Annotated in this window: 5 protein-coding genes; 1 reads left to right on the top strand and 4 read right to left on the bottom strand. The window is 66.8% G+C overall.

Annotated features, from left to right (window positions below):
- Nucleotides 1-13: 13 nt before the first annotated feature.
- The 4 genes from ASD72_RS12875 to ASD72_RS12860 all read right to left on the bottom strand — a co-directional run bounded on the left by ASD72_RS12875 (nt 14) and on the right by ASD72_RS12860 (nt 6,560).
- Nucleotides 14-1,159, bottom strand: a complete 1,146-nt coding sequence (locus tag ASD72_RS12875) for an efflux RND transporter periplasmic adaptor subunit (RefSeq protein ID WP_235578010.1) — start codon at nt 1,157-1,159, stop codon at nt 14-16.
- A gap of 329 nt (nt 1,160-1,488) precedes the next feature.
- Nucleotides 1,489-4,656, bottom strand: a complete 3,168-nt coding sequence (locus ASD72_RS12870; protein WP_056880354.1) for an efflux RND transporter permease subunit — start codon at nt 4,654-4,656, stop codon at nt 1,489-1,491.
- A 15-nt stretch (nt 4,657-4,671) separates the two neighbouring features.
- The gene (locus ASD72_RS12865; RefSeq protein WP_056880353.1) at nt 4,672-5,853 is read right to left on the bottom strand and encodes an efflux RND transporter periplasmic adaptor subunit; all 1,182 of its coding nucleotides are present in this window, start codon (nt 5,851-5,853) and stop codon (nt 4,672-4,674) included.
- A complete protein-coding gene (locus ASD72_RS12860; protein ID WP_081420326.1) occupies nt 5,850-6,560 on the bottom strand; it encodes a TetR/AcrR family transcriptional regulator in 711 nt (236 codons plus the stop codon). Before ASD72_RS12860 ends, ASD72_RS12865 begins: the two co-directional genes overlap by 4 nt.
- A gap of 301 nt (nt 6,561-6,861) precedes the next feature.
- Between ASD72_RS12860 and ASD72_RS12855 the strand changes: the two genes are divergently transcribed.
- The gene (locus ASD72_RS12855; RefSeq protein ID WP_081420325.1) at nt 6,862-11,931 is read left to right on the top strand and encodes an NAD-glutamate dehydrogenase domain-containing protein; all 5,070 of its coding nucleotides are present in this window, start codon (nt 6,862-6,864) and stop codon (nt 11,929-11,931) included.
- The last annotated feature ends 75 nt before the right edge of the window (nt 11,932-12,006 follow it).

Below are 12,006 nucleotides of genomic sequence, written 5' to 3'. Positions count from 1 at the left end.
GCCGGGCGCTCCGTCAGCGGTTCTCGGGCTTCGGCTGGGCCTCGGTCACCGGCTGCACCTTGTTGTTCACCACCACCTCGGCGTCGTTGCGCAACTTGAGCAGGCCGGTCGTCGCCACGCGCTCACCCGGCTTCAGGCCTTCGGTAATGGCGATCAGGTCGCCGCGGGTGGCGCCGGTCTTCACGAAGCGCTGGCGCACGACCAGCTTCTTGCCGGTGAGCGGCTTGCCCTGCGCGTCCTTCTCGCCTTCGGCGCGCTGCACGTCCTGGATCACGTACACCGCGTTGCCGTACGGGTTGAAGCTGATCGCCGTCTGCGGCACCACCACCACCTTGCGGCTGTCGCCGGTGTCGAAACCGACGTGCGCGAACGCGCCGGGGCGCAGGTTGTATTCGCCGTTGTCCAGCGTGGCCTGCACTTTGAAATTGCGGGTAGCGGCATCGACCTGCGGCTCGACGGCGGTCACCTTGCCTTCGAAGACCTGGCCCGGCAGCGCGTCGACGGTCGCGCGGATGGCGGTACCCGGCAGCACCTGGCCGACCTGGCGCTCGGGCAGGGTGAAGTCGAGGTAGATCGGGTCCAGCGCCTGCAGGCTGACGATGGGGTCGCCCGGGTTGATGAACTGGCCGAGGTTCACCTGGCGGATGCCGAGTACGCCGTCGAACGGTGCGCGGATCGTCTTCTGCGCGATCAATGCACGCTGCGCCTCCACCTGGGCCAGCGAGGTCGCGGCCACCGTGGCGCGCTCTTCGGCTTCGGCCTGCGAGACCAGCTTGTCGCGCGCGAGCGCCTGCCAGCGGTCGCGCTGCACGGTGGCCAGCTTGGCCGAGGCTTCCAGCGATTTGAGCACCGCCAGTTCATTGGCCGTGTTGAGCTGGGCGAGCACCGTGCCGGCCTTGACCGGCTTGCCCACGTCGATCGACAGGCTGCGGACCACACCGCCGGCTTCGGTGGTGACGTCGGTGCCGTTGATGGCCACGAACGTGCCCACGGCCTGCTGCGCGTCGACCCATTCCTCTTCCTTCGCCGTCCAGTCGGTGACCGTGGAAGCGGGCTGGGGCATGGTGTCGAAGAAGGCGTTCATGCCCTTGCTCATGATGGCCTTGGCAGCGAACACGCCGCCGAAGACGATCACCACCGCCAACAGCATGAGGGTCATGCGCAGGGGGGTAGAGGGCTTTTTCCGTGCGTTGGGGTCTTTCCGTGTCATGGGGGAGGTCTTCGGCAGGTCAGGGAGGTCGTCAGGGCGACGAACGGGCGAGGCCCGGTTCGACAGCATGAAGCGCCGGATTATCACGATTTGAGACGCGGGCTAGAAGTGCGGTTCGTTTACCGGCTTCGCCAACGTCCTCATGAGGCATGCAACCAGGGCCGTCCGCCGGACACGCAGAAAGCGGATCATCGCGGACAACCGGAAGCTCACGACGCCCTCGATGCAAAGAAAAAGCCCCGGCAGAACCGGGGCTTTCTCGCAGCGGACAGGTCGAATCAGCGGGAGGCGGGTCTGCCCTGTTCCTCCAGGTACTCCTTCGACGGCTCGTCCATCTTGTCGCCCAGCATGCGCCGGACCGACACGAAGAACACCGGGATCAGCAGCAGGCCGAGGAAGGTAGCGAACATCATGCCGCCGATGACACCGGTGCCGATGGCGTGGCGTGCGTTGGCGCCCGCGCCCGTGGAGATCGCCATCGGCAGCACGCCCATGATGAAGGCGAACGAGGTCATCAGGATGGGGCGGAAGCGCAGGTGCGACGCCGATACCACCGCTTCGCGCAGCGTCTTGCCCTGCTTGCGCTCCATGACCGCGAACTCCACGATCAGGATCGCGTTCTTCGCCGCCAGGCCGATGATGGTGATCAGGCCGATCTTGAAGAAGAGGTCGTTCGACAGGCCCGGGCGCAGCATGGTGAAGAGCACCGCACCCAGGGCACCCAGCGGCACGACCAGCAGCACGGCGACCGGGATCGACCAGCTTTCGTACAGCGCGGCGAGGCAGAGGAACACCACCACGATCGACAGCACCATCAGCAGCGTGGCGCTGTTGCCGGCCAGGATCTCCTGGTACGACATGCCGCTCCAGTCGTAGCCGAAGCCCTGCGGCAGCTGGTCGGTGACGATGTGCTCCATCGTGGTCATCGACTGGCCGGACGAACTGCCCGGCGCGGCGGAACCGTTGATGTTCACCGCCGAATAGCCGTTGTAGCGCGACAGCGACGGCGGCACCGACGCCCAGCTGGACTGCACCACGTTGGACAGCGGGATCATCGCGCGACCGCCGGAGGCATCGGTCTGCTGGCTGCTGGGCGTGTAGATGCGGCCCAGCGAGTCGGCGCCGGTACGGTAAGCGGCGTCGGCACGCATGTTCACGCGCTTGATGCGGCCCTCATAGAAGAAGTCGTTCACGTACACCGGCGCGAGCATCAACTGGATGCCGTTGTAGATGTCGCTGACCGACAACCCCATCGCCTGCGCCTGCACGCGATCCACGTGCAATTGCAGCTGCGGTGCGTTTTCCAGCGTGTTCGGGCGGACCGCCATCAGGCTCGGGTCCTGCGAAGCCGCGCCCAGCAACTGGTTGCGCGCGGACATCAGGGCTTCCTGGCCCAGGCCGGCGCGGTCCTGCAGCCACATGTCGAAGCCGCCGAACTGGCCCAGGCCCTGGATGGTCGGCAGGTTCACCACGAAGATCTGCGCGCCCTTGATGCCGTACAGGCGCTGGTTGGCCTGCTGGATGAACTCGGGCACGGTGACGTCGCGCTCGTCCCAGGGCTTGAGCCGGATGAACGCCATGCCGACGTTCTCGCCGCGGCCCAGGAAGCTGAAGCCGGCCACCTCCATCACGCCGTCGAAGCCGTCCATCTGCTGCAGCGTGCCGCGGACCTGGTTGAACACCTGCTTGGTCTTCTGCAGGGAGTTGCCCGGCGGCAACTGCACGATGGCCAGCGCATAACCCTGGTCTTCTTCCGGCACGAAGCTGCTGGGCAGGCGCGTGAACAGGAAGCCCGCCAGCACCGTCAGCAGGGCGAACACCACCATCCAGCGCGGCGCATGCTTGATGGCCGAGCCGATGTGGCCCACATAGGTCTTCTCGATCTTGCCGTAGTACTTCTCGAACGTACGGAAGACGATGTTCTTCTTCTCGTGGCTGTCGTGCTCGTGCTGCTTCAGGAAGGTCGCGCACAACGCCGGCGTGAAGCCCAGCGCCAGGAAGGCCGAGAACGCCATCGAGATGGCGATGGTCAGCGCGAACTGCTTGTAGATCTCGCCCGATGCGCCGCCCTGGAGGGCCGACGGGATGAACACCGCCGCCAGCACCACGGTGATCGCGATGACGGCGCCGGTGATCTGGCCCATCGCCTTGATGGTCGCTTCGCGCGGCGGCAGTTTCTCTTCCGCCATGATGCGTTCGACGTTCTCGATCACCACGATCGCGTCGTCGACCACGATACCGATGGCCAGCACCAGCGCGAACATCGTCAGCTGGTTGATGGTGAAGCCGATGACGCTGAGGCCCCAGAACGTGCCCAGCAGCGCGACCGGGATGACCAGGGTGGGGATGATGGTGGCGCGGAAGTTCTGCAGGAACACCAGCATCACCAGGAACACCAGGATCACGGCCTCGATCAGCGTCTTGACCACTTCCTCGATCGAGATCTTCACGAACGTGGTGGTGTCGTACGGGGAGAACCAGCTGACACCCGGCGGGAAGCTGGGCTGCAGCTCGTCCATCTTGGCGCGCACGGCCTCGGCCACGTTCAGCGCGTTGGCACCCGGCAGCAGCTGGATGGCGAACGCGCCGACCGGCTTGCCGTTGAACTGCGTGTCGAAACCGAAGTTCTGGGCGCCGAACTCGACGCGCGCCACGTCCTTCAGGCGAACGGTGGAGCCGTCGCTGTTGGCACGCAGGATGATCTGCTCGAACTGCTCAGGCGACGTGAAACGACCCTCGGCGGACACGGTCGCCGTGAAGGCCTGGCCTTCGGGCGCGGGATCGGAACCGACCGAGCCGGCGGCGAACTGCACGTTCTGTGCACGCACGGCGGTGAGCACTTCGGTGGCCGACAGGTTGAAGCCCTGCAGCTTGCCCGGGTCCAGCCACAGGTTCATGGCGTACTCGGAACCGAAGTGCTGCGTGCTGCCGACGCCGGGCACGCGTGCGATCTGGTCCAGCACGCGCGAGGCGACGATGTCGTTCAGGCGGTTGCGGTCGATGCTCGGGTTGTCGGACTGCAGGCCCACCACCATCAGGAAGCCCGCGTTGGCCTTCGCGACCACCACGCCCTGCGCGGTGACTTCGCTGGGCAACCGCGGCGTGGCCAGGGACACCTTGTTCTGCACCTGCACCTGGGCGATGTCCGCGTCGGTGCCGGTCTGGAAGGTCAGGGTGATCGACGCCTGGCCGGCAGAACTGGAGCTGGAGCTGAAGTACAGCAGGTTGTCGATGCCGGTCAGCTGCTGCTCGATCACCTGGGTGACCGAACGTTCGGTGGTTTCGGCGCTGGCGCCGGGATAGGTCGCGCTGACCGTCACCTGCGGCGGTGCGATCGATGGATAGGACTCGATGCCGAGGTTGAGGATCGAGATCACGCCGGCGAGCGAGATCAGGATCGACACGACCCAGGCAAAGATCGGGTGGTTGATGAAGAACTTGGGCATGGGGGAGGGTCCTTCTTACTCGGCCTTGCCTTGCGCGGGCGCCGGCTTGGCCTGCGCGGCCTTGGCGGCGGCGGCCTGTTCGGCGGTGATGCCCTTCGCGGGCGCGCCTTCCTTGACCTTCTGCAGCCCCTCGACGATCACCTGGTCGCCGGCGGCGAGGCCGTCGGTGACCAGCCAGTCCGCGCCCACGGCCTGCTGGGTGACGACGTTCTTGCGGACGACGTTGCCGTCCTTGCCGACGATCATCGCGTAGGCGCTGACGGTGTCGCGCTGGACCGCGCCCTGCGGGATCAGGAAGGCGCCCTTCTGCTCGCCCAGCGTCGCACGCAGGGTGACGAAGGTGCCCGGCAGCAGCGTGCGGCCTGCGTTGGGCACGGTGGCGCGCAGCGAAACGCTGCCGGTGGCCGGATCGACCACGGTGTCGGAGAAGTCCAGCGTGCCGGTCTGGTCGATGACCTGGCCGTTCGGGAGGACGATCTGCACCGTGCGCTGGCCTGCGCCGGCCAGCTCGACCTTGCCTTCGCCCTGTGCCTGCTGGATGGCCTGCAGCTCGCTGGAGCTCATCGAGAAGTTGGCGTACAGCGGATCGATCTGGTCGATCGTGGTCAGCAGCGTGGCATCGCCCTGGCCGACCAGCGCGCCCTCGGTGACCTGCTGCTTGCCGGCGCGGCCGGAGATCGGCGCGGTGACGCTGGCGTAGCCCAGGTTGATGCGGGCGGTCTCGACGTTGGCACGCGCCTGCTGCACGGCGGCAGCGGCGCTGCGCTCTGCGGCTTCGGCGTTGTCGAGGTCGGACTTGGACACGAACTTCTGCGGTGCCAACTGGCGCGCACGGTCGGCGGAGACCTTCGCATTGGCGTAGGTCGCCTGCGCCGAGGCGAGGTTGGCCTGCGCCGCGCTCAACGACGCCTGCAGCGGCGCCGGGTCGATCAGGAACAGTACCTGGCCTTCCTTCACGTCGCTGCCTTCCTGGTACACGCGCTTCTGCACGACGCCGGCCACGCGGGCGCGCACATCGGAACTGCGGAACGGCGACAGACGGCCGACGAGATCGCGCTGCAGGGGTACGTTCTGCGGTGTGGCGGTCGCGACCACAACTTCAGGCGGGGGCATCTGCTGCTGCTCGGGCTTGCTGCAGGCGGCCAGGACCGCGAGCAGGGCGCTGGCCAGGACAAGGGGACGGACGGGGGACGTCATGGGGAAGCTCCGTTTCTTTTTCTTGAAGACGTGGGAAGGGGGCGCAACGAGCGGATGCGACGGCCAGAGGGCTGGCCCGGAGAAGCAGGTTCGTCGTCGGGGGAAAGCGCGAACGCACGCAGGAAGGTATCCACCGCGAACACCGACCACCGTTGGCGCGCCTGGCGGCCGGCACGATGGGGTACGCCGAAGCGTTGTCGCTCGAAATCCATCCCGACGATCATGCTGAGCAGCAACTCCGCGGCGTAGAGCGGGTCGTCATGCCTCAGCCATTCCTGGTCCATGGCGTGTTGCAGCCAGGCGGCGAGGCGCTGCACGAGAGTATCGCAGGCGTCGCGGTAAAGGTCGCGCGCTTCCTGGGGAAATTGGTGCGCCTCTGCGGCCAGCAACTGGCTGGCGGCGACCACCGACGGGTCGCACAGGTGGCGCAGGTGTTCCTCGGCAAAGGCCAGCAGCGCCTCGCGCGGCTCCTCCGCCGTCGGCGAAAGTTGCGCGGTCGCCAGTTCCTGGTGCTCGGCGATCACGCTGCGCAGCAGTTCCTGCTTGCTGCCGAAGTGGGCGTAAAGCGTCTGCTTCGAACAACCGGCGCGCGCCGCGACCGCATCCATGCTGATGCGGAAGCCCTGTTCGGCCATGAGTTCGCGCACGGCCTGGTGGACGCGGGAGCGACGCTGGTCGGGCGCGGAGAGGGTGGGGGCAGGGCGCATGCGGACTAGACTATACCGTCCAGTTTACAAATTTCACAGCCTTGATTTCAGGGCATTTCCGTGCACAAAGCAGGCACGCCTCCTTGTTATGGCGGCGTGACGGGGTGCGCGGGTGTCCATGCGCTCCCGCATGGTTCTGGGTGCACCTCCGACGGCAATCCGCTACCCATCCCGAGCAAGCGTTCCAAACAAATCCGGCACGCGTTTGCAAGCGATGCTTATGTGGCCGCGCAGCAAGTCTTGTCATGGTGTCGGGGGATACAATGACCATTCGACTACCAATCGTTGAGCCACTCCCTGCATGAACGCTGCACGCAGCCCGAAAAAAGCCTCGAAACAAACGCCAAAACCGGAAGCCTCCAAGGCCACCAAGTCGGTGACCCCGAAGGCGACCCCCACCAAGAAGGTGGCGGCCCGACCGGTGCAGGCGGCGAAGGCCGCGAAGGGCAAGGCAGTGGCGACGAAGGCGAGCGAGGCGTTCTCGCTGTCCCCCATCCTCGAGGTGATCCGCAAGCGCGTTTCGGGCGCTGCGGCCCAGGCCGAAGCGCGGACGTTCACCGAAGCGTTCTACAAGCGGATGGAGGAGGATGAGTTCCCCCACCATAGCGCGGAGGGTTGGGCGGCCATCGCCACCGACATGCTCGCGTTCGCGCGTACCCGCAAGCCGGGCACCGCGAATGTCCGCGTGTTCAACGCCACGCAGAAGTCGCATGGCTGGGAGTCGACGCACACCGTGTTGCAGATCGTCAACGAGGACATGCCGTTCCTCGTGGATTCGGTGAGCATGGCGCTGGCCGACATGAGCGTCGGCGTGCACGTGCTCGGCCACCCGCTGGTGCGTTTCACCCGCGACAAGGCCGGCAAGGTCTCCGCCGTCGGCGAGGGCAAGCCCGAATCGCTGATGCTGCTCGAGATCGACCGCCTGCCGGCCGAGGAGATGGCGCAGATCGAGAAGCGCATCCGCACCGTGCTGGAGGAAGTGCGCGCGATCGTCCGCGACTGGAGCGCCATGCGCGAGAAGATGCTGGCGCTCGCCGACGACCTGGCGACCCGGCGCATGCCGGTGGACGATGACGGTCGCCGCGAGGCGCAGGAGTTCATGCGCTGGGCCGCCGCCGACCATTTCACCTTCTTCGGCTACCGCGAGTACCGCGTGGAGAAGGGCACCGGCATCCTCGGCGCCGTCGAGGACAGCGGCCTGGGCCTGCTGCGCGAGGGCGACACCACGCCGCCGCGCAACATCAAGACGCTGGCCGCGCACTACCTGCCGCAGGGCGGTTCGGTGGACGCGCTGATCCTCACCAAGACCAACCGCCGCTCCACCGTGCACCGCCCGGGCAACATGGACTACATCGGCGTGCTGGAGTTCGATGCGCAAGGCAACCCGATCGCCGAGCAGCGTTTCATCGGCCTGTACACCTCCAGCGCCTACAACCGCCGCCCGTGGGAGATCCCGCTGGTGCGCGAGCGCCACGAGTACGTGATGCAGAAGTCCGGCCTTTCGCCCAGCGGCCACAGCGGCAAGGCGCTGCGCCACATCCTGGAAACCCTGCCGCGCGAAGAGCTGTTCCAGTCCAGCGACGAAGAACTTTTCCGCACCTCGATGGGCATCCTGGGCCTGCAGGAGCGCGTGCGCAGCAAGTTGTTCCTGCGTCGCGACCGCTATGGCCGGTTCTACTCGGCGCTGGTCTACATCCCGCGCGAACGTTTCAACACCGATGTGCGCCTGCGCATCGAGTCGCTGCTGAAGGACGCGATGCGCGGGGAGTACGTCGACAGCAGCGTGCTGCTCGGCGAGTCGCCGCTGGCGCAGCTGCACCTCACCATCCGCCCGAAGGCCGGTGAGCAGGTCGACGTGGACACCGCATCGCTCGAAGGCGACATCGCCCATCTGTTGCGCAACTGGCAGGACGACCTGCGCGAGACCCTGATCGCGCGCCATGGCGAATCCAAGGGATTGCTGCTGGCCGGCGGTTACGGCCGTGCGCTGCCGGCGGGCTATATCGAAGTGGTGTCGCCGGAAGGCGCCGCCCGTGATGTCGAGCACCTGGCCGCGCTGGCCGGCAAGGACGACCTACGCCTGAGCCTGCACGAGTCGCGCCGCAAGCGGCCGGGCCAGGGCCGCCTGCGCCTGAACCTGTATCGCCAGGAAACCGACATCCCGCTCTCCGATGCGTTGCCGCTGATGGAGAACATGGGCCTGCGCGTGATTTCGGAACATCCGTTCCGCCTCGAGACCGCGCAGGGTGCGCGCTACATCCAGGAGTTCGAAGTCGAGCCGGCCAGTGGCGCGTTCGACGTCGAGCGCCTGGCGCCCGCATTCGAGGATGCGTTCGCGTGCATCTGGCGCGGCGATGCGGAGAACGACGGCTTCAACAAGCTGGTGCTGGGCGCTGGACTGGCCTGGCGCCAGGTCGCGCTGCTGCGCGGCTACTGCAAGTACCTGCTGCAGACCGGCGTGCCGTTCTCGCAGAGCTACGTGGAAGAAACGCTCAACCGCTATCCGCTGTTGGCGCGCCTGCTGGTGGAACTGTTCGAAGCGCGCTTCGATCCGGCGACCGGCAGCGAGAGCAAGGCGCAGATCAAGGAGGGCCAGGAGCGCTTCGCTGCGCAACTGAAGTCGCTCGCGGGCGATGATGAAGCCGCTGCCAGGACGCTGGCCGCCCTGGTCGATGCCCGTGGCGGCAAGCGCGAGCAGCAGATCGAGGCCGCGCACCAGTCGCTGCTGAAGCTGATGGATCGCGTGTCGAGCCTGGACGAGGACCGCATCCTGCGCGGCTTCATGGGCGCCATCGAAGCCACCCTGCGCACGAGCTTCTACCAGCGCGGCAAGGACGGCCAGCCCGCCCATACGATCAGTTTCAAGTTCGATTCGGCGAAGGTGCCCGACCTGCCCAAGCCGCGTCCGTACCGCGAGATCTTCGTCTACGGCCCGCGCGTGGAAGGCGTGCACCTGCGCTTCGGCCCGGTCGCCCGCGGTGGCCTGCGCTGGTCGGACCGTCGCGAAGATTTCCGTACCGAAGTGCTCGGCCTGGTGAAGGCGCAGATGGTGAAGAACACCGTCATCGTGCCGGTCGGCGCGAAGGGCGGCTTCTTCGTCAAGCGCCCGCCGGTGGGCGGCGACCGCGATGCCGTGCTGGCCGAAGGCATCGCCTGCTACAAGCTGTTCATCCAGGGCCTGCTGGACATCACCGACAACATCGTCGGCAACAAGATCGTGCCGCCGGTGGACGTGGTGCGCCACGACCAGGACGATCCGTACCTGGTGGTCGCGGCCGACAAGGGCACGGCCACGTTCTCCGACATCGCCAACGGCCTGGCCATCGCGCACGGCTTCTGGATGGGCGATGCGTTCGCTTCCGGCGGTTCGGTGGGTTACGACCACAAGGGCATGGGCATCACCGCCCGCGGCGCCTGGGAGTCCGTGAAGCGCCACTTCCGCGCGCTCGGCCGCGACTCGCAGACGCAGGACTTCACCTGCGTGGGCATCGGCGACATGTCCGGCGACGTGTTCGGCAACGGCATGCTGCTGTCGGAACACATCCGCCTTGTCGCGGCGTTCGACCACCGCCACATCTTCCTGGATCCGACCCCGGACGCGGCGAAGTCGTTCAAGGAGCGCGACCGCATGTTCAAGGTGCCGCGTTCCAGTTGGGCGGACTACGACGCCAAGCTGATCTCCAAGGGGGGCGGCATCCATCCGCGGAGTGCGAAGTCGATCGAGATCACGCCGGAAGTACGTGCCGCGCTGAGCATCGCCGACGGCGTGAAGGCGATGACGCCCAACGAGCTGATGAGCGCCATCCTGAAGTCGCCGGTGGACCTGCTGTGGAACGGCGGCATCGGCACCTATGTCAAGGCCGCGAGCGAGACCCACGCCGACGTCGGCGACCGCGCCAACAACGGCCTGCGCGTCGACGGCCGCGACCTGCGCTGCAAGGTGGTGGGCGAGGGCGGCAACCTGGGCCTGACCCAGCTCGGCCGCATCGAGGCCGCACAGCATGGCGTGCTGCTCAACACCGACTTCATCGACAACTCCGCCGGCGTGGACACCTCCGACCACGAGGTGAACATCAAGATCCTGCTCAACGGCGTGGTGCAGGCGAAGAAGCTCTCGATGGATGCCCGCAACAAGCTGCTGGCGGACATGACGGACGAAGTGGCCGACCTGGTGCTGTGGGACAACTACCGCCAGAACCAGGCCATCAGCCTGATGGAACGCATGAGCGTCTCGCGCCTGGGCTCCAAGCAGCACTTCATCCAGACCCTGGAGTCGCAGGGCCTGCTGGACCGCCAGATCGAGTTCCTGCCGTCCGATGCCGAACTGGCCGAGCGCAAGGCGCGCGGTCAGGGCCTGACGCGACCCGAGCTGTCGGTGTTGCTGTCGTACTCCAAGCTGGTCGCGTTCCAGCAGTTGCTGGAATCCGACATCCCCGAGGATCCGTACCTGTCCAAGGAGCTGCAGCGCTACTTCCCGCAGCCTCTGCAGAAGAAGTACGCCTCGGAGATGGAGAAGCACCGCCTGAAGCGCGAGATCATCGCCACCGCGGTCACCAACACCACCATCAACCGCATGGGCGCCACCTTCCTGCTGCGCATGCAGGAAGACACGGGCCGCTCGCCGGCGGAAGTCGCCAAGGCCTTCACCATCACCCGCGAGACGCTGGATGCGCGGGCGCTGTGGAACCAGATCGACGCGCTGGACGGCAAGGTGCCCGAATCCGTGCAGATCGACGCACTGCAGGTCATCTGGCAGGTGCAGCGCAACTTCACCCGTTGGCTGCTGACCCGCCAGGGTCCGATCCCGGCGATCGCCACCGCGGTGGAGCGCTACCACGACGGCTTCAACGAGATCCGTGCGGCCGACGGCGTCCTGCCGGACTCCCTGCGCCCGGCGTACAACGCCAGCCTGCAGGACTGGAAGGACAAGGGCCTGCCGCCCGCGCTCGCCGGCCAGATCGCGGCGCTGCCGTACCTGGAACCGTCCTGCGACATCATCGAACTGGCGCGCGCGCGCAAGCTCAAGCCGGTCGAGGTGTCGAAGGTCCACTACCGCCTGGGCGAAGCCCTGCACCTGCCGTGGCTGCAGGACCAGATCGAAGCCCTCAAGGTCGACGGTCGCTGGCATGCGGTGGCGCGTGGCGTGTTGCGCGACGAACTCGCCGCCCACCAGCGCACGCTGACCAACCAGGTGCTGTCGCTGCCCGGCGGCAATGCAGACGCCAAGGTCCAGGCCTGGCTGGGTCGCGACGATGCGGGCCTGCGCTTCACGTTGAACATGCTCAACGAGCTGGCCGCGCAGAAGACGCTGGATTACCCGACCGCGTCGGTGGCCGTGCAGCGGCTGGGGCAGTTGGCATCGCAGGGCTGAGCATCGCCTGCGGGATGACACGGGGCGGCCTTCGGGCCGCCTTTTTTATGTACGCTGTGCAGGCCTGATGATGGA

Source organism: Pseudoxanthomonas sp. Root630 (genome assembly GCF_001427585.1).
In the GTDB taxonomy this organism is placed as follows: Bacteria; Pseudomonadota; Gammaproteobacteria; order Xanthomonadales; family Xanthomonadaceae; genus Pseudoxanthomonas_A.
This window is presented reverse-complemented; position numbering and strand designations above follow the sequence as displayed.

What these genes read in the sequence shown, in the direction of transcription:
- ASD72_RS12875 (WP_235578010.1), bottom strand. Translation starts at nt 1,159, where the DNA reads ATGACCCTCATGCTGTTGGCGGTGGTGATCGTCTTCGGCGGCGTGTTC.
- ASD72_RS12870 (WP_056880354.1), bottom strand. Translation starts at nt 4,656, where the DNA reads ATGCCCAAGTTCTTCATCAACCACCCGATCTTTGCCTGGGTCGTGTCG.
- ASD72_RS12865 (WP_056880353.1), bottom strand. Translation starts at nt 5,853, where the DNA reads ATGACGTCCCCCGTCCGTCCCCTTGTCCTGGCCAGCGCCCTGCTCGCG.
- ASD72_RS12860 (WP_081420326.1), bottom strand. Translation starts at nt 6,560, where the DNA reads ATGCGCCCTGCCCCCACCCTCTCCGCGCCCGACCAGCGTCGCTCCCGC.
- ASD72_RS12855 (WP_081420325.1), top strand. Translation starts at nt 6,862, where the DNA reads ATGAACGCTGCACGCAGCCCGAAAAAAGCCTCGAAACAAACGCCAAAA.